The following is a 26556-nucleotide window of genomic DNA, read 5'->3' as shown; positions in this document are numbered from 1 at the left end:
CTCCTTTTATTTTGTTAGATTTGACCATTCTTTTTCAAAGTTTGTAAATGGATCTTCTTCTTTTTTCCCTTCAATTGTAGGGATTTTTACATCTTCGCCATTCCATTTTTTATAGATGACGTAGATAATAGCGATTGCTGCAAGACCGATCATGGCTGGAATGTTAGAAACTGCAGATAGGACTCCGATTAGACCAACCGTAAACCAGAAAATTTTCCCGAATGTGGATTTGCTAGCGATGTAGAAATGCATGCCCAGTGCTACAAATAATCCGGAGAATAGTAAGCCTGCAAGTGGTCCGATTAAGGCAAGTGCAACACATGCTGCGATGACGCCTCCAGTTAATAAAAGAAATTTTCTCATTTGTTTTAGCTCCTTTCGTTTGTACCTTTATGTTACCTATTTGCATGATTGTCTAAAACGGACTCGAAATTGATTTTGTACTAGGTCTTGAGGCGGAGCTTCTTCTAAGCAGCAGTAATAGAGGGGATTTAGGAGTGTTTTACGACTTACTTTTACTATTTTTGATAACTATTCATCGATTTCTAATGCGAATTTTAGCTTTTGCCATAAAGTCATTTTTAGAACCGAAACTAGAATTTTTTCGACAAAAATAGAAGATAGATCCTTCCTTCGTTTGACAAATTAACAAGAGTGGATGAGCTATACTTATGGAAAAGAAACGAGCGAAGGAGGATTTCTGTTGAGAACCTATTCTATATATAAAATAAAAGAAGAGCATTTAACGTTTATTTTTGGCAGAGAGCGTAAGTTGTTGGAAATGATGCAAGGCTGTGAAGACGCCAATGAGAAATCCTTAAAAGAGCTTGCCTATATATGCGAATCCGTTCGTTTTGAAGAAATTGCAGCAATGTTGGAGCATCAACTTGATTCTAAATATGCCCATTTAGAAAGAGCTCGCAATGCTTTGTTTTTAGAACATCCTATAAAAGGCAAAATGGCTATTTATTTAGTCGATCGTAAAATTTGCGTTTATTGCGAAGGTTCGCGAATGCTAGATTTAGATCTATTTCAAATGCTTGCTAAAATGAGTGAACGGTTTATTGCTTTTAATAAACAGGATAATGAGTGTGGGTGGTTAAAGCCGATGAAGTATACAATGCACTAGGAAAATTCACTACAATATATAGTAACATGCTATCATTTGGTGTATAATGGAGCGTGGAGAGTTTTTCTCGGTATATTGTAGTGGAGGAGGTTGGTTGTATGCCTACATGGGGCTGGATTATTATCGTAATTATCGCATTAGCAGCGGGCGCGGCACTTGGTTTCTATTTCGCTCGTCAAGCTATGATGAAATATTTAAAAGAAAACCCACCTATTAATGAGCAAATGATTCGAATGATGATGGCACAAATGGGTCGTACGCCGTCTGAAAAGCAAGTACGTCAAATGATGGCACAAATGAATAAATTCCAAAAGTAATCGGAATTTTTAAGGAGCAGCTAGTTTCAGTAACTGGTTGCTTTTTTCGTGGGTTCAAAAAGAAGGGATTATCTCAAAAGTAAATTGAGATAATCCCTTCTTTTTGTTTAAGAAATGTTTAATAATGGAGCAGCTATACATTTTTTATCTCAAATATTCAACACTTCTATTATTTCATGAAGGACAAAAAAGCGGATATCGAAAACCCCTTGAAATGGGAGGAACATTTTATCAGATTGTTATTCTCTTTAAAAATATAAAATTTCATGCAATTTAAAATATTTACACTTATTTTTGGGAAACTAGCTATAATAGGTAGTATTGATAGAAAAGGAGCTGTTAGAAATGGAACGTGAAAAGACAAATGTAGAAAGTTTTGATCTGGATCATACGAAAGTAAAAGCACCGTATGTTCGTTTAGCAGGTGTTAAAACTGGGAAAAATGGCGATGAAGTGTACAAATACGATATACGCTTTAAACAGCCCAATAAAGAGCACATGGAAATGCCAGCCTTACATTCTTTAGAGCATTTATCAGCTGATATTATCCGCAATTACTCTGATCATATTGTTGATTTCAGTCCAATGGGTTGCCAAACAGGCTTCTATGTATCACTTATTAATCACAATGATTATGAAGATTTATTATCTATTTTGGAAAAAACCTTTACAGATGTGACGAAAGCAACAGCAGTGCCTGCATGCAATGAGGTGCAATGTGGATGGGCGGCGAGCCATAGCTTGGAAGGGGCACAAGCCTTAGCGAAAGAATTTTTAGCAAAACGTGATGAATGGCATATCGTTTTTGCGGAATAAAATAACTTAAAAACCTTGCGTGATTTTTAATCAGCAAGGTTTTTATATTGCTAAAAATGGAAAGGTATGACGTTGGAGGAGGAAGAATCTCGATTTATTTTTTGGTAAATAAAACTTTCTAAAAAATCATGAATTAAATCTTCATATTCATCCATATTTTCATTAAAGGACTGTGCATGTGCACCTGTATCAAAGAGTTTTAATTTTTTTGGACCTACTTTTTTATTGTATAAATCAAGTGACATAGAAGCTGGAATAAATGTATCTGGAATACTATGGATAAAAAGTATTGGCTTTTCAATATGGGTAACTGCTTCAGCAGGTGTGACACTTTTAAAAGAGTAGCCATCTCTTAGGCGAACGAAGAAATCGGCAAAACGGATGGGTATAATGGAACCGTATTTAAATTCTGTTTTGGCGATTTGCTTGAGAAGCATCGAAAAGTCAGAGAACGCACAATCGGAAATGTAAAAATCAGCACCATCTTCTACTGTCCCAGCATACAGTAGCATAGTTGCAGCACCCATGGATTCACCATGAATACCAAGAATAGCATCCTCACCAATCATCGCCTTGACTGTTTTCACAACCGCATCCAGATCGTTTTTCTCATAATAGCCGTAACTCGTAGTTTTGCCTCCAGATTCACCGTGGCGACGGTGGTCAAAAATAACTGAATTATAGCCAAGTCTTTCAAATAATCGCGCGTATTTTACGGAATTTATTTTATTTTCCGTAACACCATGACAAATGATAATGGTGTTATTGGTTTCCAAAGGTTGAAACATAATGCCGCGAATGGTGTAACCATTTGGAGAATCAATATTGAGTTCACACTTCAAATTATTATTATACCAAGCTTCGTCAAAGCGCTTAGCTGTCGTTTCACGTTCGCGAACAAATTCAGGGTCTTTTTGCTGTATATACATTAATTTATTGGAAAGCGCGAAGCCGAACAAACCTGTTGCAGCCGCGGCTAGCGTTGTCGTAATACCAGAAAATAAAAGCATCTTCTTTTTCATCTAAAACACCTCCACATGCTATTTCTTATTTGTAATGTTCCCAACTAAGATTGTTTAAAACACGTCAACATTTTACAATAACTTTGGCAAAACTGCGATTATTTCTATTATCGAAAATCGTCAAAACATTTGTTAAAATATACATATCTGCTAGTAGCATATGCATGCAGTGTTGATTTTTGAACGGGGAAAAGGGGAGAATGGACATGACAAATGAGGTAGTAATCGTGAGTGCTGTGCGTACAGCTATAGGCTCATTTCAAGGGACATTGAAAGACGTACCAGCAACAACTTTAGGTAGTATTGTCATTAAAGAAGCATTAGCTCGTGCAGGTGTAGCAAAAGAGCAGGTCGATGAGGTGATTATGGGGAACGTCTTATCAGCAGGACTTGGACAGAACCCAGCGCGGCAGGCAGCGATAAAGGCTGGTTTACCACATGAAGTGTCAGCTTTAACCATCAATAAAGTATGTGGATCTGGTTTAAAGGCTGTTCATTTAGCAACACAGGCCATTTTAGCAGGAGATGCTGATATTATTGTTGCAGGTGGCTTTGAAAATATGAGTCAAGCGCCGTATATCTTAAAAAATGCACGAGAAGGCTTCCGTATGGGAGATCAAAAGGTAGTCGATACAATGATTCATGATGGCTTATGGTGTGCGTTTAATGATTATCATATGGGAATTACAGCAGAAAACCTATGTGATATGTACGAGATTTCACGAGAAGAGCAGGATGATTTCGCAGCTCGCTCACAGCAACGTGCAGAGGCCGCAATTTCTGCAGGCAAGTTTGAAGATGAGATTGTCGCTGTAGAGATTCCTCAGCGCAAAGGTGAGCCTATTCTTTTCGAAAAGGATGAGTTTCCTCGAGCAGGTGTGACAGCAGATTCTCTTGCAAAGTTACGTCCAGCATTTAAAAAAGATGGATCAGTAACAGCAGCGAATGCATCAGGCATTAACGATGGTGCCGCAGCCGTTGTTGTGATGTCAAAGGAAAAGGCACAAGAGCTCGGTATTCAACCAATGGCCATCATATCTGCTAATGCCAGCGCAGGAGTCGATCCAGCCATTATGGGAACAGGTCCTGTCAAAGCAGTGCAAAAAGCGCTAAAAAAGGCAGGGGCAACATTAGATGATGTGGATTTAATTGAAGCAAATGAAGCATTTGCAGCACAATCGATTGCTGTAGATCGTGAATTAAGCTTTAATCATGATAAACTAAATGTTAACGGGGGTGCGATTGCTCTTGGTCACCCAATCGGTGCAAGTGGTGCTCGAATTTTAGTGACGCTGTTACATGAGATGGAAAAGCGTGATGCAAAAACGGGCTTAGCCACATTATGTATTGGTGGTGGACAAGGCGTAGCAACTGTTGTCAAGCGCCCTTAATGTCAATAAGTAGGTGAATGTGATGGGAAAGAAACGAAAACAACAGCAACATGCAGCTAATAGCATGACAGCAAGCTTACCAAAGCAAGAAGCTGTAACATTAGCAGACCAACTAGGTGGCGATGTACTTGCAAAATTAAAAGCTGCGAAGCAAGATTTAACTGCTAAAGAGCAAGCGGCAGAAGAAGAACGCCAAGCAAAACTTGCATTTGATCGTAAACAACGTGAAAAAAATAAATCGTTTGAAGAATTACTAAACGAATACGGAGATAAAGGCTCAAAATATTAAATGGGAAAGCAGTGAATTCATGCATAAATGGATTCACTGTTTTTTTATGTCCATATAAAATATCCTTTAATAGACGATATTATAAAGGCAGGAGATTCTTAATCATAAAATGGAGGACGCTGCCAATAACATATACCTTATTGTAGTTTATTAAATGATTAAATTATGATAGGAGTAACAGCCATGTTAGAAATACAAACAGAAAGATTAAGATTAATACCTTTAAATGCTAAGTATCTACAATTACTAATTGAGCGTGGAGAACAAATGGCAAAAGAGCTGTCGTTAAGTAAGTTTGAGGAAATATTAGATGACGAGCTTAAACAAGCATTGCATTTCAGACTCTTCAAGGTTTTAGAAGATGAGCAAAACTATCTGTGGCATACAAATTGGTTGCTTGTATTAAAAGAACAAAATTGTGCTATTGGAGGCATTATGCTAAAAGGGATGCCTAACGAGAGGCTGGAAGTGATCATTGGTTATTACACTTTTCCTAGTTTTCAGGGATGTGGTTATATGACAGAAACCATCATCGCATTGAAGAACTGGTTACTTAGTCAACCAAATGTAAAGTATGTTATAGCTGATACTGAAAAGGATAATAAGGCTTCCCATCGAGTTTTAGAAAAAGCAGGAGCTACATTATATAAAGAAACAGAGTCATTCTTTTTTTGGAGATTCCTACATTAATTATAGATAAAAGACAAAAGGCTAAAACAACGCCTTTTGTCTTTTATTTTTAAACAATTTCCTTATAATGACGACTGCACCAACAAAAACAATGGCCCCGGCTGTATCAACAAGCACATCTTGACCACTCATCGTGCGACCTGGAGTAAAGCTTTGACGAAATTCATCAAGCATTGCGATAAAAGCCGTGCCGATAATGGCAATAATAGCTGCAAAACGGCGTTTTCCCCATGCAAAGTACAGACCAAGTGCAATACATCCAAACCCGATAAAATGTGTCAATTTACGAATTAAAAATTCTACAAATGGAAAATAACCGCGTTCTTCAATAGATACGGTTGTTCCCCAATACGGAATTTTTAAAACGGATAGTTGTTCTTCAAAAGGTTTATTGGAAAGTAAGTCTTCTAATTCAGGTAAAATACTTTGTTGCTCGTAGGTCATACTTGAAGAGGTGATTAGTATGACTAGACAGATGATAAAGATCAACCATTTTTTCATCGGTGTTCTTGATAATGCTCATCTTTAGTCAGCTTATTGACTTTCTTAAAATCTGTTATCGAATCAATTTTTTCATAGGCAGCAAGTGTTTCAGCTAATTGTTGTTGTGAGCTTGCACCGATGACCGTTGAAGCGATAGTAGGTTCTTTTAGATTAAAGGCGATTGCCAGTGCATGTAAATCATCATATTGAGCAGCTAAGTCTGTTAACGTTGTAGATAACTCATCTACTGTATAGGTATTAAAACCATTTACATGCTGTAGACGTTGTTGCCAGCTATTCGTTAGTAAGCCTTTCGCAACTGTTCCACGTGTTACGACAGATGCACCTTCCTTTGCAATCAACTCAAACCATTCTTCAGGGCGACGGTCTAATGCACTATATTGCATCATAACGCTTTTTGCTGAGCTTGCGGGTAAAAAACGACGTAGCACGTTGGGGCGAATGGAGGAAATACCATATTCCCGAATAAGACCTTCTTTTTTCAAATCCTCAAATGTACTGATAATACCATCCCAGTCATCTTCGATTGTACCACCATGTAATTGGTAAAGATCAATGTAGTCAGTACCTAAACGACGTAGGCTAGCATGTATGGCTTCTTTTATATAGGACGGGGATGCATCCCAGTGCCAGCTATTGACACCTTCAGTCCAGCGATTACCTACTTTTGTGGCTAAAATAACATCTTTACGACGTTTTCCTAGGGTTGCCCCAATAATTTCCTCGTTTGCACCGTAATCATATAAATCTGCTGTATCAATATAATTAATGCCAGCATCTAAAGCCATATCGACAATAGTAGCAGCTTGCTTTTTATCTGTCGAAAGAGACATGCCTCCTAAACTGATCTCTGAAATAAACAATTCACTTGTGCCAAGCTGTCTTTTTTTCATGTGAACAACCTCCTTCGATTTCTCTACTTGTAATGGTACAATGAACATATCTGAAGAACAAGCGAGGTTATCGTCAATGAAAAAGTTTGAGGAAAAAACAACTAAAACGACACCGGTCTATGACGGAAGAATAGTAAAACTACAAATTGATGATGTGACGTTACCGAATGGTCAGGTTGCCAAACGAGAAATTATCAAGCATCCAGGTGCTGTGGCAGTCATTGCTGTTACGGCTGAGGGGAAACTAGTGTTGGTAGAGCAATATCGTAAAGCGCTTGAACGTTCTATAATTGAAATTCCTGCTGGTAAACTTGAGCCTGGTGAGGAACCAGTGGTAACAGCACGCCGAGAATTAGAGGAGGAGACTGGCTATGGGGCACATAGTCTAACTTTTTTACAGGCATTTGCGACATCTCCAGGCTTTGCGGATGAAGTTATTTATCTATTTGTTGCCAAGGGTTTATATAAAATAGAAAATAAAGCAGACTTAGATGAGGATGAATTTGTCGAACTATTAGAAGTTTCGTTGGAAGAGGCACAAACAATGGTAGTAGATCAACGAATATACGATGCTAAAACAGCATTTGCGGTACTTTGGCTTGCAGCAAATTTAGAAAATAATCTTTTAGCATAATAGAGACGGACGAGCATAAGCTGTACAAACCTTGATAGAAAAGGAGCATGTTTATGTCTCGTACGGTGTCTATATTTTATCACGCTTCCATCATTGCGGTAAGTTTCGTTTGTGGTGTTATCTTCTTTCATATTATTGGTGGACCGAAAGCGGAACCATTTATTTTATTTATAGAGCCTCGTTTAGCAGATGAGGACAGGCAATCCATTTTTCGTTTAGTTTTACCTGTTGCTATTTCCATAGGCCTTGTTTTGCTACTAGCGACACATAGCGTTTTAAAGGTTTTAGTACGTGTGACTGTAGCTATGCGTGCCACTTTTTTTGGCTTTAGCTCGGTTTTTTTATTACAAAAACTTGAAGCTTTTTGGCTTTATACGATTTGGTGGTTTCCATTTCAGCTCATCTATTGTATATTGTTGCTAGTCCTATGCAATTTACTTGTACCTGCTTGGTCAAAGCGAAAAATCGGGAAACAAGTATCTGGTCGGACAATTTTGTTGAATTTTATCGCATTTTTCATCATAATAGTTGCAGAGTTTATTGTTATTTCTTATGTGTTAAAATGATGAATTGAATGGACATAAATTGAGATCAGATAAAAAAATAGAAGCTTGTTAGAAATCTATTCACTATCTTGTAATAGGATTTACTCCTTTGGTATAATGGAAAGAGTTTAGGGGGGCGTCACATGGAGAGCCGAATTGATCGTATAAAAAAACAGTTGCATAGTGCTAGTTACAAGCTGACGCCGCAGCGAGAAGCGACAGTTGCTGTCTTGCTTGAGCACGAAGAGGACCACCTAAGTGCTGAGGATGTATACCTTTTAGTAAAAGAAAAAGCACCAGAGATTGGTCTAGCTACTGTTTATAGAACGTTAGAATTATTAACTGAGCTCAAAATTGTCGACAAAATCAACTTTGGCGATGGCGTATCGCGCTATGACTTACGCCAAGAGGGAGCTGCCCATTTCCACCATCATCTTGTTTGTATCGAATGTGGTGCTGTTGATGAAATTCAAGAAGATTTGCTTGAAGATGTGGAAGCCGTAGTTGAAAAACGTTGGAACTTTATCATCAAAGATCACCGACTAACTTTCCACGGCATATGCTGGCGCTGTCATGATAAGAACGACGAAACGAATGAAGACTAATAACGAAAAACTGTCTGTTTTAATCTTTAGTATAGATTGAAATAGGCAGTTTTTTGTTTTATCTTGATTCAGTAGAAAGCAATGATTGGGAAGATTAGCTTTTAGGCTAACCCGAATTTCTGAACTTACGATGTAACGACATGGGTTGAATTATGTCGAATGGAGGGTGCTTTAGCACATTTCTTTTTGCCGTGCTAAAATAGAGAATAATTGACAGTGAGGGGGCGTTGTGATGAATGAGTTTCAATATGCAGTAGAGGACTATATCCATTTTATCCAGGTGGAAAGGCAGTTATCTGATAATACATTAGCATCCTATCGCCGAGATTTAGAAAGCTATGTGCATTTTTTACAGGAGGCAGAGGGGATGACTGATTTTAGCCGTGTGGAACGAACAACCATATTACGGCATTTAGAGCAATTGCGGGCACAAGGCAAGACAAGCCGTACCGTTGCTCGTCATATCTCCTCTATTCGGAGCTTTCACCAATTTTTACTGCGAGAAAAGCGTGCTGAAACAGATCCAACGGTTCATTTGGAAATGCCAACCATAGAGCAAAAATTGCCGAATATCCTATCTATCGAAGAAATTGAAGCTTTACTAACAGCTCCAAATCGTAGTAAACCACAAGGTATACGTGATCTAGCAATGCTAGAGTTATTATATGGCTCAGGTATGCGCATCAGTGAACTTATTGCGTTGGACTTAGCCGATATTCATTTAACAATGGGCTTTGTACGTGTATTTGGGAAGGGTGGAAAGGAAAGGATTATTCCACTTGGCAAAAATGCACTATCAGCCATTAATGCCTATTTAAACGGTGCTCGTGGTCAATTACAAGGAAAGCATCCAAAAACAGATGCGTTTTTTATTAATCAAAGAGGGAAACGTTTAACAAGGCAGGGTTGTTGGAAATTAATGAAGGAGCATGCATTAAAGGCAGGCATCCAACATGAGTTAACACCACATACATTGCGACATTCCTTTGCTACTCATCTGGTTGAAAATGGAGCCGATTTACGAGCGGTGCAGGAAATGCTTGGCCATGCAGATATTTCTACTACGCAGATTTATACACATATTAGTAAAACCCGATTATCTGAGGTTTATAAGCAATTCCATCCACGAGCTTAACACTTCTAAAAGGAAAAATATTTTTTAGTCGGATGTCTGACCTTTATTTTTAGCTTTTTTTTGGTAAAATAGAGTCATGAGATTAGGAGGCAACCATTATGAATAAACCGTTTAACAAAATCCATGTTGTTGTCATGGATTCCGTAGGTATTGGTGAAGCACCGGACGCTGCAAATTTTGGTGATGTTGGTGCACATACACTAGGACATATCGCTGAAAAAATGAATGGGCTTACAATGCCAGTGATGGAGTCCTTTGGTTTAGCAAATATTGAATCATTGCAAGGCATGCATCCAGTTAAGGAACCAAAAGCATACTACGGTAAAATGCAAGAAGCATCTGTTGGTAAAGATACGATGACTGGTCATTGGGAAATCATGGGGTTAAATATCGATAAACCATTTAAGGTGTATCCAGAAGGGTTTCCAGCTGAGCTTATTTCTGAGATAGAGAAGCGTACAGGTCGTAAAGTGCTGTGCAATCAACCGGCAAGTGGTACACAAGTCATTGAAGACTTTGGTAAGGAGCATATGGAAACAGGTGCGATTATTGTCTATACGTCGGCAGATCCTGTTTTACAAATTGCTGCACATGAGGAAATCATTCCATTAGAAGAATTATATAAAATATGTGAAATTGCTCGTGAATTAACATTACAGCCTGAATATTTAGTAGGGCGCGTTATTGCACGTCCATTTGTTGGTACACCAGGAAACTTTACTCGTACTTCCAATCGACATGACTATGCATTAAAGCCATTTGGCCGTACAACGATGAATGTTTTGAGGGATGCAGGGTTAGATGTAATTGCTATTGGAAAAATCTCTGATATTTTCAACGGTGAAGGTGTTACAGATGCCGTTCGTACAAAAAATAATATGGATGGTATGGATCGATTTGCAGAGGTTGTACGCCGTGACTTCCGTGGTATGAGCTTCTTAAATTTAGTAGACTTTGACGCCAATTTTGGCCATCGTCGTGATCCATTAGGATATGGACAGGCATTACAAGAGTTTGACGCACGTTTACCAGAAATTTTGGAAGCGATGTCAGAAGAAGATTTATTAATTATTACAGCTGATCACGGAAATGATCCAACCTTCCATGGAACAGATCATACGCGTGAATATGTACCGTTAATTGTCTATTCACCACGCTTCAACGGAGGAGCAGAACTTGCACTTCGTGAAACGTTTGCGGATATTGCAGCAACAGTTGCTGAAAACTTTCATGTAGAAGCACCACCATTCGGCAAAAGTTTCTTACAGGATTTGAAATAAGGGGGTTATTCGTATGAATATGGTTCAACTGTTTGAAAAGAAAAAACAAGGATTAGAGCTATCTCAAGCTGAAATTCAGTATTTTGTTGAAGGCTATACGACAGGTTCAATCCCAGATTATCAAGCAAGTTCACTGTTAATGGCAATACGCTTATTAGGTATGTCTGATGATGAAACATTTTATTTAACAAAGGCCATGATCGAATCAGGTGATGTTATTGATTTAACATCCATTGAAGGCTTTAAAATTGATAAGCACTCAACAGGAGGAGTTGGTGATAAGGTTACACTTGTTGTTACACCAATTATTGCTTCCCTAGGAATTCCTGTGGCTAAATTTAGTGGTAAAGGTCTAGGTATTACTGGAGGTACAATCGATAAACTAGAATCGATTAAAGGCTTGAAAACAGAGCTTTCCTCACAAGAGTTCATTGATAATGTCAATCGACATAAAATTGCAGTAGCTGGTCAAACAGGTAATCTAGTGCCAGCTGATAAAAAGTTGTATGCCCTTCGAGATGTAACAGGTACGGTTGATTCTATACCATTAATCGCTGCATCAATCATGAGTAAAAAAATTGCAAGTGGTGCCGATGGTATTGTATTAGATGTTAAATGTGGATCTGGTGCCTTTATGAAGACACAAGAAGAAGCACAGCTTTTAGCGGATACAATGACAGCTATTGGAGAAAAACTAGGACGTAAAGTGGTTGCACATATTAGCGATATGGATAACCCACTAGGTAAAATGATTGGTAATAAGCTTGAGGTCGTAGAAGCCTATGCTTTATTAAAAGGACAGTTAGAAGAAACACATGAAGATTTAGTCGATGAATGTGTCGTCATTGCCTCCTTAATGTATCAAGTTGCCGCTGGTGTAAAGGAAGCAGAAGCAACTGCAGCTGTTAAGCGTGTGCTTGCGGATGGTTCGGCCGCTGCAAAATTTGAGGAGTTTATTGTCGCACAAGGTGGAGTAGTCTCTGATATTGTTCAAAATGACACAGCTTATAAAGTAGCGGTAACAGCAATTACAGAGGGTACGGTGGAAACAATTAATGCCCTATTAGTTGGTGAAGCGAGTGTCGGTTTAGGAGCTGGACGTTTAACGAAGGAATCTGAACTTGATTATGATGCAGGAATTCAGTTGATTGCTAAAAAAGGCGATCATGTTAACAATGGTGATACCATTGCTTATCTATACTCAAATAATCCAATTGACGAAGAAACAATTAATAAAGTACAAAAAGCTTATACAATTGTATAAATGTTAGTTTAGCGAGAGCTCTCACTTTTAGAGAGTTCTCGCTTTTTTGTGTTTTAAGGAAAGAACAATCAAATAGATGGATTGAGCTTAGAAGACAGACAAATTAAAGAATAGAACAATTGAAGTTTAAGAATGAGTTGCGTTTAAAAAATGTAGATTTATCCCATACTGCACTTAACCTAAAAAGCTATAAGTATGTCGATTAGACACTATTTCGGAAGACTTTGCACTAGTTCTGTCAGCCGCAAGGATTCACCGTATTGAATGTGGAATTGCACGAGAAGGAGGCGATGTTCATGCATTATCAATTAGAAATGGTCACAAGAGAGACAGTCGTTATACGTTTGTTTGGGGAGCTCGATCATCATGCAGTAGAACAAATTCGAGCAAAAATTTCTGCAGCAATTTTTCAAGGCACTGTGACGACCATCATTTGGAACTTAGAAGGCCTATCTTTTATGGATAGTTCAGGAGTTGGATTAGTGCTTGGTCGTATGCGAGAGTTAGAAGCAGTTGCTGGGCGAACTATTTTATTGAATCCATCGCCAACGATGCGAAAAGTATTTCAATTTTCAGGTTTAGGGCCGTGGATGATGGATGCAACAGAGGAACAAGCGATTGATCGCGTAAGGGGGATTGTAAATGGATAACGAAATGACATTAACTTTTTTAGCACTTAGTGAAAATGAAGCCTTGGCACGTGTGGCTGTTACAGGCTTTATTGCACAATTAGACCCAACAATTGATGAGTTATCAGAATTTAAAACAGTTGTCTCAGAAGCGGTTTCCAATGCCATTATTCATGGCTATGAAGAAAATGGTAAGGGTGTTGTTACAGTTCATGCAAAACGTGAGGATGATATTGTAACAGTATCTGTCATGGATAAAGGGGTAGGAATTGAAGACGTTAGTCGAGCAATGGAGCCGTTATTTACAACGAAAAGTGCAATGGAACGCTCAGGTATGGGCTTTACTATTATGGATAGTTTTTCGGATCAGCTAACAGTTATGTCTAAATGGCAAGAAGGAACAACTGTAACGTTTACGAAGAAATTTTATACAGTTCGCACAGCGGTAATGTGAGGTTGAGACAGTGAAGCCGTTAGAACAGTCGTCCGATAAGCTATTGTCTCAGGAGGAAATGCGTGATCTAATTGCACGTGCACAGCAGGGCGATCATGAGGCTCGTAAACGAATGGTAGAAGGTAATACGAGGCTTGTGTGGTCCATCGTTCAACGTTTTACAACAAGGGGTGTTGAACTCGAGGATTTATTTCAGATTGGCTGCATAGGGCTCATGAAATCTGTGGATAAATTTGATTTAACCTATGATGTGAAGTTTTCAACCTATGCAGTACCAATGATCATCGGAGAAATTCAACGCTTTTTAAGGGATGATGGCATGGTGAAGGTGAGTCGCTCGATTCGTGAGCTAAACTTTAAAATCCGTCATGCTACAGAAGAATTTATTAAAAAGAATGAACATCCACCGACTATTCAAGAGCTTGCTCAGGTGCTTGGTGTTACAGCTGAAGAAATTGTCACAGCTTCTGATGCGCTAAGAGATCCAGCATCTCTCCACGAGCAATTGTATGAAAGCGAAGGGGATTCCATTACATTGATGGATCAAATGAAAGATGAAAAATCAGAACAACCATTTGACTATATTCCATTGAAAGAAGTACTCACGAGACTTGAGCCGAGGGAGCAGTCTATTATTTATTTACGCTATTTTTCAGATTGCACGCAAACTGAAATTGCGACTAGACTTGGAATATCTCAGGTACAAGTATCCCGTTTAGAGAAAAAAATCCTCGCCCAGCTGAAAAGTTGGATGGCGACAAGTGCAACAGTGGAGCAAGAAGTAATGAAAAAAGACATCTAAGAAAATGGTGACAGCATGACAAATAAATTATTTAACAGCTTAGAAGAAGCCGAAGATTTTCTTATAGAACATTTTGGTGACGGCGAATCATTTGACGTTTGTGTCAAACACTTATTTGTCAAAGATTTGCCGGTCCTTTGTGCCTATATTAGCGGACTTGTGGACGGGGAAGCTTTAACACAATTACTCTCTAGCATGCTCCCAGATGAGGACTCGGACATTGAAATTGATGTTGAGGATGAGAAAGAATATTTTGAGTCCTATTTTAATTTCCATGGACGTTCAGAGGAAACAGAGCGTAAAGCCTATTTACTATCCATTTTAAGTGGACAAGTAACCTTTATTACTAAAGGGGGCTATTGCTTTGTTGCCGAGTTGAGAAACTACCCGGGTCGTTCACCAGAGGAGCCTGACAATGAAAAGGTTATCCGAGGTTCGAGGGATGGTTTTACGGAAGGAATAATGCAGAATACGGCTTTAATTCGTAGACGAATTCGCAATAGTAATTTACGTTTCGAGCTACATAAAATATCAAAAATCGGCCAAACTGACGTCGCGATTGCATTTATGAAGGATGTTGCCAATGAAGATATGCTCGAAGGATTACGACAGCGTCTTGGACAAATTAATCATGATGGCCTGACGATGGCCGATAAATCGCTAGAAGAATGGCTTTTTAAGCAGAAGTTTCATCCAGTTCCATTTGTACGTTATACGGAAAGGCCGGATATTGCAGCAGCTCATCTACTTGAAGGACATATAGCCATAGTGGTAGATACCTCTCCATCGGTTATTCTTGTGCCTGTTACGATGTTTCATTTATTACAGCACGCAGAAGAGTATAGACAGGCGCCAACTGTTGGAACTTTTGTACGTCTAATGCGGTATTTTGGCTCTGTAATGGGTTTACTTTTACTACCATTGTGGTATGTATTTGCAACGAATGAATCGTTACTTCCTGATGCCCTATCCTTTTTAGGTATTGAGGAAAAATCACATGTACCCTTATTGCTGCAAATTCTGATTGCCGATATAGGTATTGAGTTTCTAAGGATGGCCGCCATTCATACTCCCTCACCATTATCTACTGCGATGGGATTGGTTGCGGGAGTGATTATTGGTCAAATTGCCATTGATGTAGGATTGTTTTCTTCAGAGGTTGTGCTCTATACAGCTGTTGCTGCTATTCTTATTTTCATTATCCCGTCGTATGAGCTCAGTATCTCAATCAAAATTTTTAGGTTGATGTTATTGATTATGACAGGTATATGGGGTGTCAACGGATTATTTATTGGATTATTTTTATTGTTTACGTATTTATGTTCATTGCGACCAATGCAGGCACCTTATTTATGGCCGCTAGTTCCATTCTTTCCAAAGGCAATGCTACGTGTCATTATTCGCTTCCCAATGACTGCGGATGCATTAAGACCTTATGTAGTCGCTTCCAAACAGCGAAAAAGATCATAGGAGCCGTTGCACTCGTTTTTTTCATGTGATAAAGTTCACATATAGTATTTTGTGATTTTTGCAAAAATTATTTTCATTCAAGAAAAAGTAAGTATTATACATTTACATTTTCTTGCTTAGTGGAAATAATTATTTGATGGTGTACGTTTATTTGAAGGTACAATTTCGCTATCAATGCGTAAAAATAACAAGATGGAACGATGTGAAAAGGGAGAGATGCACATGCATTTATATGGAACACAAGCGGTATCTGAAGATGGTCATTTAACAATTGGACAGGTAGACACACTAGACTTAGCAAAAGAGTATGGTACACCACTTTTCGTGTATGATACTGCACTTATTCGTAAGCGTGCACGTAGCTTTATCGATACGTTTAAAAAATTGGGCGTAAAAGCAGAAGTAGCATATGCTTCAAAAGCATTTGCATGTGTAGCGGTGTATCAATTAGCAGCAGAAGAAAATTTATCATTGGATGTGGTATCAGGTGGAGAATTATTTACAGCTTTAAAGGCAGGATTCCCAGCTGAGCGCATTCATTTCCATGGCAATAATAAAAGCATTGCTGAATTAGAGCTAGCTTTTGACTCCAAAATTGGATGTATTGTTGTAGATAATTTCTATGAAATACAGCTTTTAAAAGAAATTTCGGAGCGCCGTCAGCAAAAAATGCGTATTTTATTACGTGTTACACCAGGGGTTGAAGCACATACGCATGATTTCATTACGACAGGTCAAGCAGATTCAAAATTTGGCTTTGACTTAAACAATGGCCAAGCGGATGAAGCATTCCAACAAACATTTAATCATGAATTCCTAGAGCTATTAGGCTTACATTGCCATATCGGCTCACAAATTTTTGACACTGCTGGCTTTGGCTTAGCTGGAGAAAAGTTGATTGACAAAATTTCTGATTGGAACAAGGCTCACGATTTTACGTGTACTGTGTTAAACTTAGGTGGGGGCTTTGGTATTCGTTATACTGAAGAAGATGCACCGCTTGAACCACAAGTATATGTAGAGGATATGATTACAGTTGTAAAAAATAAAGCAACTGTACTTGGACTGAAAATGCCAGAAATTTGGATTGAACCAGGTCGATCGCTTGTAGGTGATGCAGGAACATCTCTTTATACAATCGGTTCACAAAAAACAGTGCCAGATGTGCGAAAATATATTGCTGTTGATGGTGGAATGAGTGATAATATCCGCCCGGCATTATATGATGCTAAGTATGAGGCTGTCATTGCAAGTAAAGCAAATGCGCCAAAAAATGAACTTTATACAGTTGCTGGTAAATTATGTGAATCTGGCGATAAATTAATTATTGATGCTAAACTCCAAGATGCAGCTTCAGGTGATATCTTAGCTATTTTCTGTACTGGTGCCTATGGTTATTCAATGGCTAGTAACTATAACCGTGTACCTAGACCGGCTGTTGTGTTTGTAGAGAATGGACAGCATCAACTAGCTATTCGCCGTGAAAGTTATGAAGATATTGTGCAAAACGATCTCCCGCTAACTTTAAAAAAGGGTGAGTAAATTTGAGGAAAAATAAATGGGTATTGCTAGCGTCGATTTCAACTTTTATTTTGTTGTGGGGCGTTGTCTATTGGGTGTTGGCATCTAAAGGTATTCTCGGACCTGGTTCGTAAGACAGAAATTGGCTTGCGGTAAAAGTACAAATCGTGTAGGATAGTCAAAGATTATGTACAGCTAGAAAAAGAGGGAATAGACAAATATGTTAATTCGATATAAAAAAGCTTTAGAGAAAATAGCAATGGGGCTACTTTCATTTATGCCTAACGAAAAAGACGTAAAAAAGCTTACAGAGACCATCCACTCCTATGAAAATGATGATCATTGGGTTTTATATTTATGGAAAAAGAATGATGAATATGTTGGTATTGTAGGGCTTGTAATCGATGAGGATAACACGGCTACAATCCAGCATGTATCAGTTGTTCCCTCCTATAGGGGCGAGGGTGTAGCAACGGAAATGCTTCAGGAAGTAGCGGAACTTGGCCAATATGAAAGTGTACGCGCTACGGATGAAACACGAAGCTTCGTTCAAAAATGTATCCATTGTATCGATGAAAAAGCAGACGATTAACAACGTCTGCTTTTTCTTTGTTTGCTTTCTTGTCGCTCTGCAAGAATATGTGAGCGATCTCGTAGCATATGTTTATGAAGAAGATAGGTTGAGCTACTAGAAGGCAAAAGCTGTATACGTGTTATGGTTAACTCCAGTAAACTTGCTGAAAGAGGGAGTTGAAAAGCTTGAAAGGACTTGCCTGCTTTAATGGCAGATAAGGTTGTTGTTACTTGTGTTAGGAGTTGATGATAATCAATTTCCTGGAAAAAAATATGACCTTCATTTTTTTTGAAATTATGAAGTGCCTTTTCTAAAATTCGGACAGCGCCAGTATTGTTACCACGTCGCCAATGATAGAAACCTGTTGCAAGCTGCACATAGCCGACTAAAGGATGCAATTTATCACCTGGTGCAATTTTCTTCCAATATTCCTCAAGCACTTCATGGCATTCAAAAAAATCCTGATTGCCATTAAAATATGCACAGTAATCTATAAATAAAGTATGATGCTGTGGATGCATTTTGGACTCCTTTCCTCTATACTAAAAGAACATAGAATCACAGGGTGGTAAAATAATGTCTTATGAAGTAAAACTAGATGCCTTTTCGGGGCCTCTTGATCTATTATTGCATTTAATTCACAGATTGGAAATTGATATCTATGATATCCCAATGGCTGAAATTACACAACAATATATCGACCATATACATGCTATGCAAGTACTGGAGTTAAATGAAGCGAGTGAATATTTAGTGATGGCAGCAACATTGCTGGCTATTAAAAGTCGTATGCTTTTGCCTATTCATGAAGGAGAAATGGAAGACGCAGAATTAGAAGTGGATGGACCTGACCCGCGTGAAGAACTGGTGCAACGACTAATCGAATATAAAAAATACAAAGAAGCTGCCAGCAATTTGCAAGAACTTGAAACTGACCGATCGCAGGTATTTACTAGGCCACCTGCTGATTTAACAGGTTTAGCCTCAGATGAACAAATGGCTTTGTTTGATTTAAATGTCAATATTTATGACATGCTTGGCGCATTCCAAAAATTAATGCGCCGAAAAAAATTGAAGAAACCTTTAAAAACAACAATTGCTAGACAGGAACGATCAGTAAAAGATCAAATGCGTTCAGTTGTTGATTCTTTACGATCAACAGGTGGACGTGCATCATTTTTCGAGCTTTTTCCCTATGAAGATAAGCCGACACTTATTCTGACGTTTGTATCCCTTCTTGAATTGATGAAACGACAGGTCGTCATCGTAGAGCAAGATGGTAACTTTGAAGATTTAACTGTTACCTTACAGAAGGAGGAATGGGAAGATGACGAAAACATTGATGTTACAGAGTAGAATTGAAGCCTTATTATTCGTTGTTGGAGATGATGGCTTAACGATTAAACAATTATCACAACTTTTAGGGGAACAGGAAGAGCTCATTGTTCAGGCGATGAGTGCCTTGAGAGAAGCTTATGACGAGGATTTAACTAGAGGAATCACTGTAAAAGAAATTGCGGGCGTTTATCAGTTAATTACAAAATCAGAGTTTGCTGATACGATTCAAAGATTAGTAGAGAACCCAACGGCCCAATCTTTATCCCAAGCCTCACTCGAAGTATTAGCGATAGTAGCTTATAAACAACCAATTACCCGTGTGGCAATAGAGGATTTACGTGGTGTGAAGTGTGAACGACCAATCCAAACATTAGTTTCACGAGGATTAATTAAAGAGGTAGGGCGCTCTGAGGGAACTGGACGTGCCATTTTATACGGGACAACTAAAGAATTTTTACATTATTTTGGTTTGAATAGTATTGATGAAATGCCACCTCTACCTGATGAAGACCTTATGGAAACTGAACAAGAAACAGATTTATTTATGACTAAATTTCAAGAGACGTTTAGTGGTTCAAAGTAATTTGTTAGGTATAATGCCTAGCCTTCGACAAAAATATAAATCTATATTTTCCTATCATATTGAATAAGGAGTGGCTAGTTGCTTCGGTTATTTCGTTTTACACTGTTTATGATTATTTTGCTAATGGTAATGCTCCCACAAACCAGCTATGCAAGAGGTGGAAGTGGCTATGCTGTCTTAGATGGAGAAACAGGACGTGTTTTAATAGGATCTAACAGCGATGCGCGATTACCTATTGCTAGCTTAACGAAAATTTGGACGGCGCTGGTGGCAATCGAAAATAGTGATCTCCAAGATGAAGTTGTTATTTCACCGAAAGCTGCTATGTCTGAAGGCAGTTCCATTTATTTGCAGGCTGGCGAAACGGTGACAGTAGAAACGTTATTATATGGTTTAATGTTACGTTCAGGTAATGATGCTGCCACAGCTTTAGCAGAGCATGTGGGGGGGTCTGTGGAGGGCTTTGTTAAATTAATGAATGAAAGAGCTGTAATTGCGGGTCTTTCTAATACAGTTTTTATGAATCCATCTGGCCTTCATCATGAAGAACATTTATCGTCTGCAAGGGATACTGCAGAGATGTTAAGAATTGCCCTGCAAAATAAAACCTTTGAGAAAATTGCTTCAACTGTTCTTTATCGGGCGGATACGGTAAACGGAATGCTGTGGGAAAATAAACATCGTTTATTAAGAGAAGGCTCAGGGATGGCTGCAGACATTGATGATGAAACGGAGCAGCCTGTCAGTTCTTTAAAATCAGCCACAGGTACGGCCTTTGCTGGTAAAACAGGCTTTACAAAGGTTGCTGGGCGTACACTTGCGACCGCCTTTCAAAAGGACGGGCAAACTTGTATTGTCGTAACATTAAATGAATCAGATGATTGGAATGTTCATCGAGGACTATCCAATAAAGTATGGCAAGATTATAGTCTTGAAACAGTAGTGAAAAAAGGGAAATACAACGTTAATAAGAAATTGGCGATTCGTTTAGAACAGCCTATACGCCTACAATTAAATAAAGAAGAAAAAGAGCAAGTACGGCAAGTTCTACATGTTTCAAGGAAACGTAAGGAAGCTGTCTTGTCAATCTTTATTGGGGAAGACCGTATTTATGCTACACCTGTAAAAGTTGAATCAGCGAATCGTTGAAAAACGAGACGCTGATTTTTTACATTAATTGATTAATTGAGGGTAAATTTGGTAATATGATAATGAGGTTAATAGTCTTAATTTTCTAAAAAAGGGGGAGGAATATTTGAGGAGTGTTTCTGTTGAAACAAATAGTAGACAGATTCAATTAGGGATAATCATTGTATTGTTCTTATCAAGTTTAATTATCCCTGTCATTCTACTATTTCCGATTCAAGAGTGGTTTTATCGACCAAAAGAGGTTTATTATTTTGAACCGTACTTGCAAGCTTATTTAATATTTATGGCCGCATTATTGTTCATGGCACTAGCACTATTAATAAATTATTTGATCATACCTGAAACTAAAAAAGGTAAAAGTATTCAACGTGGTATACTGATTACTTCCTTTTTAATTGCTTTAATCTTCATTGCCTTGAGCTTTAATCACTATAAAGTAATGGATTCAAATGGTATTCATATGAATCAATTTTTTAGTTTAAAAGAGGATTTTGTCGCCTGGGAAGAAATAGTGAAAGCTGAGCAAGTAAATGTAAAAAAAGATGGAGCGACAAAGCCTGAGCGACTGGTATTTACATTAAAAGATGGTTCCACAATTGAAGAACCTACATCGACTAAATTGATGCTAGCAAAAAACTTTATTTCCTTTGAGTTAAATCAACGTGGATTAACAATTGAAAATGTGTTTGAATAAAGCTGCCGTGTGGTAGCTTTTTTTGTTAGAAAAAAGGAAGTACAAATAGTTTATATAAACATTTTTTAGGAACGATTTGCTTTCTGGTAAAAAGAGCATACTACTATCTAGGACTGATAAAAAAGTTTTTCCTTAATTTGGTGAATGAACAGAAGATAGATAATTACGAATACTCTAATAACAAATGTGAAATTTGTTTTTCTTTAATAATGCTTAAAAGTATGACATAATTTTCACAGATTGGCGGGAAAAATAACCCTATTCATGAGGTTAAAATCGAATGGTGACGAAAGTGTCAATGTGAAAGAAAACTAGAGGTGAAAAAATGGAAAGATTACAAAAAGTCATTGCCTATGCAGGAGTTGCCTCAAGGCGAAAGGCAGAGCAATTGATTTTAGAAGGTAAAGTAAAAGTAAACGGTGAAGTTGTTCGTGAGTTAGGAACAAAGGTATCTAATTCCGATACAATTGAAGTAGAAGGTGTGAAACTTGAAAAGGAAGATAAGGTTTATTTCTTACTATATAAACCACGTGGCACAATTTCAGCTGTAACAGATGATAAAGGACGCAAAACTGTCACAGATTTATTTCATCATATTCCGCAACGTATTTTCCCAGTTGGTCGTCTTGATTATGATACATCTGGATTATTGTTATTGACAAATGATGGAGAATTTTCCTATATGCTGACACATCCAAAGTTTAAAATTGATAAAACGTATATCGCTCGTGTCAAAGGTGTTCCAACAATTGAAGGGCTTAAAAAGCTTCAAAGAGGGATTAAATTAGAGGATGGTAAGACAGCACCAGCTAAGGTTAGTATGACATCCTTTGATGAAAAAGCAGGCAAAGCGATTTGTGAAATTACGATTCATGAAGGTCGCAATCGCCAAGTGCGCCGTATGTTTGAAGCAATTGGTACTCCTGTTGTTAAATTAAAGCGTGAACGCTTTGCATTTTTAGATTTATATGGCCTTGCCCCAGGTGAATACCGTGAATTGACAAAGCATGAAGTAAAACAATTGCGTGTCTTAGCAGAAACAGGAAAGCTTGATTAAAAGAACTTCCCTGAAGAAAGGTTAGATACCTCGAAAGGTATTAAAAATGTTTACACTTTCTTTGTGGTGAAATCGTTCATAAATCATTCATAATTAATAGCTAAGTGTTTTTGTATCATTTTGCTATAATAGGTGAGAATAGTACACCTAGTAACAGTTTGCATAAAAAGAACTGTAGCACATTTTAATCTGGTATTGTTGACGTCCATGTGAAAGAAGTTTTTACATACTTAAAGACGTAAATAAAATGAAAAAGTTCTATCTGGGTCTTTAAAATGTAAAAGCTTCACGTCTACAAAATTACGCTATGTCGTAATTGATAGGGGGTTTATTAACTTGGAGAAAAAGAAAAAGCGACTCGTACTGCGAACGGTCATTTTAGCCGTGCTGGCATTGGCAATTGGGTACACGGTTTATGGAACAGCAACAAAGGAAAAAGTAGAGTTAGTGGCAGTAGGGTCTGAAGCACCTGACTTCACGTTAGTAGATTTAAATGGTGAAAAACATAAATTGTCTGATTATAAAGGACAAGGGGTATTTTTAAACTTCTGGGGAACTTGGTGTAAGCCTTGTGAGAAGGAAATGCCTGCGATGGATAATCAGTATCAAGTGTTTAAAGATCAAGGTGTACAAACATTAGCTGTTAATATTGCGCAAACAGACTTTGAAGTGCAGAATTTTGTCGATCGTTATAATTTATCATTCCCAGTAGTCATTGACAAAACGAAAAGTGTTATGACTGCATACAATGTAGGTCAATTACCTGCTACAGTGTTAATTGATCCAGAAGGCAAAGTAGCGAAAATTATCACAGGTGAAATGACGGAGGAAAATATCGCTTCGTTCATGGAATTAGTGAAGCCGAAATAAGGAGTAAATGACGATGGAAAATATCATTTGTGCTTGTGGTCATAGTAACCCATACGGCACGAAGCTCTGTGAGAAATGTGGTCGTCCTTTAACCGAAGAAGAAAAGCAAAATAAAGTAGTTGATATGCGATATGATGGCATGGCCATTCGTTCAAAAACATACAACAAATCTATCATCGATAAAATATGGAATTTCTTCTCGAGTGTTAAAGTTGGTATTACCTTAATTATTATCACATTGATTGCTGCTTCAATCGGAACATTACTACCACAAGAGTTTTACGTAAAAGCTTCTGATATGGAGAAAGGAGCTTATTACGCAGACGTATATGGTACATTCGGTAAAATTTATTACACGTTAGGCTTATCGGATTTATATAGCTCATGGTGGTTCCAAATTTTAGTTGGTATGCTGGCTGTGTCGATAATCGTAGCGAGTCTTGACCGAGGAATTCCACTTTATAAATCATTAAAAAATCAACGTGTGAAAAGACATGAAAGCTTTATGAAGCGTCAGCGCATTGTCGCGGAAGGGCAAGTGACTGGTAGTGCAGAGGAAACGCTTGATAAAGTAGCACAAAAAATGACTGAGATGAGATATTCTGTTCGTCGAGATGGTAGCGCTCTCTTAGCTGAAAAAGGACGCTTTTCTCGTTACGGCCCGTACATAAACCATGTCGGTCTCATTATTTTTTTAGGTGGAGTCATGCTACGTCTTGTCCCGGGCTTCTATGTCGATGAATCGATTTGGGTTCGTGAGGGAGAGACACGTGCTATTACTGGCATGGACGGTTATTTCATTGAAAACCGTGATTTCATTTTAGAGACTCATGATAATAAACCACAGGGAGAGCAAGTCAAACAGGGTGTGAATGTTGTTGCGAAAAATTTCCAAACAGATATTACACTATACAAACAGCCTGATGACGCACTACCAGGTGATACAGAAAATCTAGAAAAAGTAAAAGATTATTCGATTCGTGTAAACCATCCTTTAAAAGAAGATGGCTTCGCTCTTTACCAAATGGATTATCGTCTAAATGAATTAAAACAAATGAATTTTGAATTAATCAATAAGTCGACTGAAAAATCACTTGGTAAAGTAGAAATTGATTTAACTAATCCTAAAAAAGAATACGATTTAGGTAATGGTTCTTCAGTACAAATTCTTGTTTATACACCAGATTTTGATGGGTTTGAAAACGGAGAGCCACAAACAAAAACTTCAATTCCAAATAATCCAGCATTTTTATTTAAAATGACAACGCCAGAAACACCAGAAGGCGAAGTAAGTTTTGTTGAAATTATGCAACCTCCGTTAGAGCCGCTTGGTGAAAATAAGTACAGAATGAAGTTTGTAGCAGCAGAGATGCGTGATATGTCAGGTATTACGGTCCGTAAAGATAGTACAATTCCTATTTTATTTGTCGGGGGTGTCATCTTTATGATTGGTGTTGTGATAGGTTCTTACTGGAATCACAGACGTTTATGGCTTCAAGTAGAACCAGATGGCCGCGTGTTAATGGCTGCCCATGTCAATAAAAATATGTTCAGCATGAAAAAGGATTTAGATGCTGTAACAGCCTTTGCTACATTGCCTCCGTATATAGACCAGTTAGAGAAAAATGAGGCTAGCGAAGAGTCCACAAATGGTGGCAATAAAGAAAAGGAAGGTGACAACACCTTATGAGTTTGATTGACCTAAGTGGAAACCTATTATTTGTAGCATTTATTGCTTATTTAGTTGCAACATTATTATTTGGTGGCTCCATTAAGCAAGCGAATGCTACTGGTAAGAATACAGGAAAATGGGGTAAGCTTGCCATTGTTGTAACAATTATTGGTTTCCTTTCTCAGCTTGGCTATTTTATTACGCGTTGGATCTATACAGGTCATGCGCCAGTAAGTAATATGTTTGAATTTACAACGGCATTTGGTATGTTCATTGTAGGCGCGTTTATCTTAATTTATTTTATTTATCGTTTGACTGCACTTGGATTAGTTGCCTTACCTGTAGCACTTTTAATTATTGCCTATGCCGCGATGTTCCCAAAAGAAGTAAGTCCATTAGTACCTTCCTTACAAAGTCATTGGTTAACCATTCACGTTATAACGGCAGCATTAGGGCAATCTATTTTAGCCATTAGTGCTGTGGCAGGACTTATTTACTTATTAAAAGTAGTCGATTTAACAAAGCCTTCTAAACAACGTTTTTGGTTAGAAGCCGTGATGTACTGTCTTGTAGTAGTGGTTGGTTTTGTTGCGGTGACATCTACATTTAGTGCGATGGATTATGAGTCTAGCTATAATTATGTTGATAAAGAAGGAACAACGCGAAAAATTATTTATAATTTACCGCCAATTTTCGGTATGAATGAGTATGAAGCTGTTGAAGAACATGGCATGTCACCATTAGTAGAAATGCCAGCTTTAATTAATGCGAAAAAATTAACAACTGTTGTTTGGTCATTAATGGTAGGATCGGTTTTATATTTATTAATTCGATTAATCGCTCGTCGTCGAATTAGTGCCATTTTCCAACCACTCGTTAAACGTGTAAATTTACAATTACTTGATGAAATTGGTTATCGTTCAGTGCTAATTGGATTCCCTGTATTCTCCCTAGGTGCTTTAATCTTTGCGATGATTTGGGCACAAATTGCTTGGAGTCGTTTCTGGGGTTGGGATCCAAAAGAAGTTTGGGCTCTTATTACATGGTTATTCTATGCGGCATTCCTACATCTGCGACTATCTAAAGGCTGGGAAGGTCGAAAATCTGCTTGGTTAGCATTAATTGGATTCGGGATCATTTTATTCAACCTAATTGCTGTTAACTTAATTCTTGCAGGTTTACACTCCTATGCATAACCTGTGAAGCAACAAGCCTTTTCGCTGTAGCGA

General features: G+C 38.0%; 31 protein-coding genes. 26 read left to right on the top strand and 5 right to left on the bottom strand.

Translation table 11 applies throughout. The annotated features are described in order from the left end of the window. Positions 1–6 precede the first annotated feature (6 nt). Positions 7–363, bottom strand: coding sequence for an ABC transporter permease (locus tag SJW71_RS17720; RefSeq protein ID WP_274796166.1), 357 nt, complete (start codon positions 361–363; stop codon positions 7–9). Positions 364–703: 340 nt separating this feature from the next. Here SJW71_RS17720 and sirA point away from each other — a divergent pair, with 340 nt between their 5' ends. From sirA to SJW71_RS17705, 3 genes are all read left to right on the top strand, one after another. Further along, positions 704–1129: a sporulation inhibitor of replication protein SirA gene (sirA, locus tag SJW71_RS17715; protein ID WP_004232148.1), complete on the top strand. Its 426-nt coding sequence runs from the start codon at positions 704–706 to the stop codon at positions 1127–1129. A 98-nt stretch (positions 1130–1227) separates the two neighbouring features. Then, on the top strand, positions 1228–1446 hold the full coding sequence (locus SJW71_RS17710; RefSeq protein ID WP_004232154.1) for a YneF family protein: 219 nt from the start codon (positions 1228–1230) through the stop codon (positions 1444–1446). A gap of 345 nt (positions 1447–1791) precedes the next feature. After that, entirely contained in the window at positions 1792–2262 is a 471-nt protein-coding gene (locus SJW71_RS17705; protein WP_274796167.1) for an S-ribosylhomocysteine lyase, read from the top strand. A 50-nt stretch (positions 2263–2312) separates the two neighbouring features. On the opposite strand, the gene SJW71_RS17700 is transcribed toward SJW71_RS17705, so the two are convergent. Further along, positions 2313–3284, bottom strand: a complete 972-nt coding sequence (locus tag SJW71_RS17700) for an alpha/beta hydrolase (protein WP_274796168.1) — start codon at positions 3282–3284, stop codon at positions 2313–2315. A gap of 206 nt (positions 3285–3490) precedes the next feature. Here SJW71_RS17700 and SJW71_RS17695 point away from each other — a divergent pair, with 206 nt between their 5' ends. The 3 genes from SJW71_RS17695 to SJW71_RS17685 all read left to right on the top strand — a co-directional run bounded on the left by SJW71_RS17695 (position 3491) and on the right by SJW71_RS17685 (position 5654). Beyond that, positions 3491–4675, top strand: a complete 1185-nt coding sequence (locus SJW71_RS17695; RefSeq protein ID WP_431811289.1) for an acetyl-CoA C-acetyltransferase — start codon at positions 3491–3493, stop codon at positions 4673–4675. A 22-nt stretch (positions 4676–4697) separates the two neighbouring features. Then, positions 4698–4964, top strand: coding sequence for a YqkE family protein (locus tag SJW71_RS17690; protein ID WP_431811288.1), 267 nt, complete (start codon positions 4698–4700; stop codon positions 4962–4964). A 183-nt stretch (positions 4965–5147) separates the two neighbouring features. Continuing rightward, positions 5148–5654 carry a GNAT family N-acetyltransferase gene (locus tag SJW71_RS17685; protein WP_274796171.1) on the top strand — a complete coding sequence of 169 codons (507 nt, stop codon included), beginning with the start codon at positions 5148–5150 and terminating at the stop codon, positions 5652–5654. Between the two features lie 21 nt (positions 5655–5675). On the opposite strand, the gene SJW71_RS17680 is transcribed toward SJW71_RS17685, so the two are convergent. Together SJW71_RS17680 and SJW71_RS17675 are read right to left on the bottom strand one after the other, a co-directional pair. Continuing rightward, entirely contained in the window at positions 5676–6155 is a 480-nt protein-coding gene (locus SJW71_RS17680) for a VanZ family protein (protein WP_274796172.1), read from the bottom strand. Beyond that, positions 6152–7051, bottom strand: coding sequence for an aldo/keto reductase (locus SJW71_RS17675; RefSeq protein WP_274796173.1), 900 nt, complete (start codon positions 7049–7051; stop codon positions 6152–6154). The genes SJW71_RS17680 and SJW71_RS17675 overlap by 4 nt, the downstream gene beginning before the upstream one ends. 76 nt (positions 7052–7127) lie before the next feature. On the opposite strand from SJW71_RS17675, the gene SJW71_RS17670 reads away from it, so the two are divergent. The 12 genes from SJW71_RS17670 (at position 7128) to SJW71_RS17615 (ending at position 17982) form a co-directional block, all read left to right on the top strand. Further along, positions 7128–7685, top strand: a complete 558-nt coding sequence (locus SJW71_RS17670; protein ID WP_274796174.1) for an NUDIX domain-containing protein — start codon at positions 7128–7130, stop codon at positions 7683–7685. 53 nt (positions 7686–7738) lie between these two features. Further along, complete coding sequence (locus SJW71_RS17665) at positions 7739–8251, top strand: hypothetical protein (RefSeq protein ID WP_274796175.1); 513 nt, start codon at positions 7739–7741, stop codon at positions 8249–8251. Between the two features lie 122 nt (positions 8252–8373). Continuing rightward, positions 8374–8835 carry a Fur family transcriptional regulator gene (locus SJW71_RS17660; protein ID WP_274796176.1) on the top strand — a complete coding sequence of 154 codons (462 nt, stop codon included), beginning with the start codon at positions 8374–8376 and terminating at the stop codon, positions 8833–8835. A 232-nt stretch (positions 8836–9067) separates the two neighbouring features. Then, a complete protein-coding gene (gene xerD / locus SJW71_RS17655) occupies positions 9068–9970 on the top strand; it encodes a site-specific tyrosine recombinase XerD (protein WP_407133182.1) in 903 nt (300 codons plus the stop codon). A 98-nt stretch (positions 9971–10068) separates the two neighbouring features. Continuing rightward, positions 10069–11250, top strand: coding sequence for a phosphopentomutase (gene deoB, locus SJW71_RS17650; RefSeq protein WP_312505397.1), 1182 nt, complete (start codon positions 10069–10071; stop codon positions 11248–11250). A gap of 13 nt (positions 11251–11263) precedes the next feature. Further along, positions 11264–12514, top strand: coding sequence for a thymidine phosphorylase (locus SJW71_RS17645; protein WP_407133187.1), 1251 nt, complete (start codon positions 11264–11266; stop codon positions 12512–12514). A gap of 296 nt (positions 12515–12810) precedes the next feature. Beyond that, positions 12811–13164, top strand: coding sequence for an anti-sigma F factor antagonist (gene spoIIAA / locus SJW71_RS17640; protein ID WP_004232181.1), 354 nt, complete (start codon positions 12811–12813; stop codon positions 13162–13164). Continuing rightward, positions 13157–13597 carry an anti-sigma F factor gene (gene spoIIAB / locus SJW71_RS17635; RefSeq protein WP_155590400.1) on the top strand — a complete coding sequence of 147 codons (441 nt, stop codon included), beginning with the start codon at positions 13157–13159 and terminating at the stop codon, positions 13595–13597. The genes spoIIAA and spoIIAB overlap by 8 nt, the downstream gene beginning before the upstream one ends. Positions 13598–13607: 10 nt before the next feature. Then, positions 13608–14399, top strand: a complete 792-nt coding sequence (gene sigF / locus SJW71_RS17630) for an RNA polymerase sporulation sigma factor SigF (RefSeq protein ID WP_274796180.1) — start codon at positions 13608–13610, stop codon at positions 14397–14399. 15 nt (positions 14400–14414) lie between these two features. Further along, positions 14415–15869, top strand: a complete 1455-nt coding sequence (locus tag SJW71_RS17625) for a spore germination protein (RefSeq protein WP_274796181.1) — start codon at positions 14415–14417, stop codon at positions 15867–15869. Between the two features lie 222 nt (positions 15870–16091). Next, positions 16092–17411, top strand: coding sequence for a diaminopimelate decarboxylase (gene lysA, locus SJW71_RS17620; protein WP_274796182.1), 1320 nt, complete (start codon positions 16092–16094; stop codon positions 17409–17411). Positions 17412–17610: 199 nt separating this feature from the next. Then, positions 17611–17982 (top strand): GNAT family N-acetyltransferase, encoded by a 372-nt coding sequence (locus SJW71_RS17615; protein ID WP_274796183.1) that lies wholly within the window; start codon positions 17611–17613, stop codon positions 17980–17982. Here the strand turns inward: SJW71_RS17615 and SJW71_RS17610 are convergent. Further along, positions 17979–18485, bottom strand: a complete 507-nt coding sequence (locus tag SJW71_RS17610; RefSeq protein WP_274796184.1) for a DUF309 domain-containing protein — start codon at positions 18483–18485, stop codon at positions 17979–17981. The two genes, SJW71_RS17615 and SJW71_RS17610, sit on opposite strands and share 4 nt — an antisense overlap. 55 nt (positions 18486–18540) lie before the next feature. Between SJW71_RS17610 and SJW71_RS17605 the strand changes: the two genes are divergently transcribed. The 8 genes from SJW71_RS17605 to ccsB all read left to right on the top strand — a co-directional run bounded on the left by SJW71_RS17605 (position 18541) and on the right by ccsB (position 26523). Then, positions 18541–19320, top strand: coding sequence for a segregation/condensation protein A (locus SJW71_RS17605; RefSeq protein ID WP_322610361.1), 780 nt, complete (start codon positions 18541–18543; stop codon positions 19318–19320). Continuing rightward, positions 19292–19885, top strand: a complete 594-nt coding sequence (gene scpB / locus SJW71_RS17600; RefSeq protein ID WP_274796186.1) for an SMC-Scp complex subunit ScpB — start codon at positions 19292–19294, stop codon at positions 19883–19885. Before SJW71_RS17605 ends, scpB begins: the two co-directional genes overlap by 29 nt. Positions 19886–19963: 78 nt before the next feature. Further along, positions 19964–21034, top strand: a complete 1071-nt coding sequence (locus SJW71_RS17595) for a D-alanyl-D-alanine carboxypeptidase family protein (protein ID WP_341385794.1) — start codon at positions 19964–19966, stop codon at positions 21032–21034. Positions 21035–21140: 106 nt separating this feature from the next. Then, the gene (locus tag SJW71_RS17590) at positions 21141–21728 is read left to right on the top strand and encodes a hypothetical protein (RefSeq protein ID WP_431811287.1); all 588 of its coding nucleotides are present in this window, start codon (positions 21141–21143) and stop codon (positions 21726–21728) included. 325 nt (positions 21729–22053) lie between these two features. Beyond that, entirely contained in the window at positions 22054–22785 is a 732-nt protein-coding gene (locus SJW71_RS17585) for a pseudouridine synthase (RefSeq protein WP_274796189.1), read from the top strand. 336 nt (positions 22786–23121) lie between these two features. Beyond that, the gene (gene resA / locus SJW71_RS17580; RefSeq protein ID WP_274796190.1) at positions 23122–23655 is read left to right on the top strand and encodes a thiol-disulfide oxidoreductase ResA; all 534 of its coding nucleotides are present in this window, start codon (positions 23122–23124) and stop codon (positions 23653–23655) included. Positions 23656–23668: 13 nt separating this feature from the next. Then, positions 23669–25345, top strand: a complete 1677-nt coding sequence (gene resB, locus SJW71_RS17575) for a cytochrome c biogenesis protein ResB (RefSeq protein ID WP_431811286.1) — start codon at positions 23669–23671, stop codon at positions 25343–25345. Further along, complete coding sequence (ccsB, locus tag SJW71_RS17570; RefSeq protein ID WP_274796192.1) at positions 25342–26523, top strand: c-type cytochrome biogenesis protein CcsB; 1182 nt, start codon at positions 25342–25344, stop codon at positions 26521–26523. The genes resB and ccsB overlap by 4 nt, the downstream gene beginning before the upstream one ends. Positions 26524–26556 lie beyond the last annotated feature (33 nt).

The organism is Lysinibacillus sp. FW12, from assembly GCF_050817245.1.
GTDB classification, from domain to species: Bacteria; Bacillota; Bacilli; order Bacillales_A; family Planococcaceae; genus Lysinibacillus; species Lysinibacillus irui.
This window is presented reverse-complemented; position numbering and strand designations above follow the sequence as displayed.

Bases quoted from the DNA above. Each gene is read 5' to 3' on its own strand.
- SJW71_RS17685 (WP_274796171.1), top strand. From the start codon at position 5,148: ATGTTAGAAATACAAACAGAAAGATTAAGATTAATACCTTTAAATGCT.
- SJW71_RS17585 (WP_274796189.1), top strand. From the start codon at position 22,054: ATGGAAAGATTACAAAAAGTCATTGCCTATGCAGGAGTTGCCTCAAGG.
- resB (WP_431811286.1), top strand. From the start codon at position 23,669: ATGGAAAATATCATTTGTGCTTGTGGTCATAGTAACCCATACGGCACG.
- deoB (WP_312505397.1), top strand. From the start codon at position 10,069: ATGAATAAACCGTTTAACAAAATCCATGTTGTTGTCATGGATTCCGTA.
- SJW71_RS17625 (WP_274796181.1), top strand. From the start codon at position 14,415: ATGACAAATAAATTATTTAACAGCTTAGAAGAAGCCGAAGATTTTCTT.
- SJW71_RS17705 (WP_274796167.1), top strand. From the start codon at position 1,792: ATGGAACGTGAAAAGACAAATGTAGAAAGTTTTGATCTGGATCATACG.
- xerD (WP_407133182.1), top strand. From the start codon at position 9,068: ATGAATGAGTTTCAATATGCAGTAGAGGACTATATCCATTTTATCCAG.
- SJW71_RS17720 (WP_274796166.1), bottom strand. From the start codon at position 363: ATGAGAAAATTTCTTTTATTAACTGGAGGCGTCATCGCAGCATGTGTT.
- scpB (WP_274796186.1), top strand. From the start codon at position 19,292: ATGACGAAAACATTGATGTTACAGAGTAGAATTGAAGCCTTATTATTC.
- ccsB (WP_274796192.1), top strand. From the start codon at position 25,342: ATGAGTTTGATTGACCTAAGTGGAAACCTATTATTTGTAGCATTTATT.
- SJW71_RS17605 (WP_322610361.1), top strand. From the start codon at position 18,541: ATGTCTTATGAAGTAAAACTAGATGCCTTTTCGGGGCCTCTTGATCTA.
- spoIIAA (WP_004232181.1), top strand. From the start codon at position 12,811: ATGCATTATCAATTAGAAATGGTCACAAGAGAGACAGTCGTTATACGT.
- SJW71_RS17695 (WP_431811289.1), top strand. From the start codon at position 3,491: ATGACAAATGAGGTAGTAATCGTGAGTGCTGTGCGTACAGCTATAGGC.
- SJW71_RS17665 (WP_274796175.1), top strand. From the start codon at position 7,739: ATGTCTCGTACGGTGTCTATATTTTATCACGCTTCCATCATTGCGGTA.
- SJW71_RS17610 (WP_274796184.1), bottom strand. From the start codon at position 18,485: ATGCATCCACAGCATCATACTTTATTTATAGATTACTGTGCATATTTT.
- SJW71_RS17710 (WP_004232154.1), top strand. From the start codon at position 1,228: ATGCCTACATGGGGCTGGATTATTATCGTAATTATCGCATTAGCAGCG.
- SJW71_RS17690 (WP_431811288.1), top strand. From the start codon at position 4,698: ATGGGAAAGAAACGAAAACAACAGCAACATGCAGCTAATAGCATGACA.
- SJW71_RS17615 (WP_274796183.1), top strand. From the start codon at position 17,611: ATGTTAATTCGATATAAAAAAGCTTTAGAGAAAATAGCAATGGGGCTA.
- SJW71_RS17660 (WP_274796176.1), top strand. From the start codon at position 8,374: ATGGAGAGCCGAATTGATCGTATAAAAAAACAGTTGCATAGTGCTAGT.
- SJW71_RS17675 (WP_274796173.1), bottom strand. From the start codon at position 7,051: ATGAAAAAAAGACAGCTTGGCACAAGTGAATTGTTTATTTCAGAGATC.
- SJW71_RS17680 (WP_274796172.1), bottom strand. From the start codon at position 6,155: ATGAAAAAATGGTTGATCTTTATCATCTGTCTAGTCATACTAATCACC.
- spoIIAB (WP_155590400.1), top strand. From the start codon at position 13,157: ATGGATAACGAAATGACATTAACTTTTTTAGCACTTAGTGAAAATGAA.
- SJW71_RS17700 (WP_274796168.1), bottom strand. From the start codon at position 3,284: ATGAAAAAGAAGATGCTTTTATTTTCTGGTATTACGACAACGCTAGCC.
- SJW71_RS17645 (WP_407133187.1), top strand. From the start codon at position 11,264: ATGAATATGGTTCAACTGTTTGAAAAGAAAAAACAAGGATTAGAGCTA.
- SJW71_RS17670 (WP_274796174.1), top strand. From the start codon at position 7,128: ATGAAAAAGTTTGAGGAAAAAACAACTAAAACGACACCGGTCTATGAC.
- lysA (WP_274796182.1), top strand. From the start codon at position 16,092: ATGCATTTATATGGAACACAAGCGGTATCTGAAGATGGTCATTTAACA.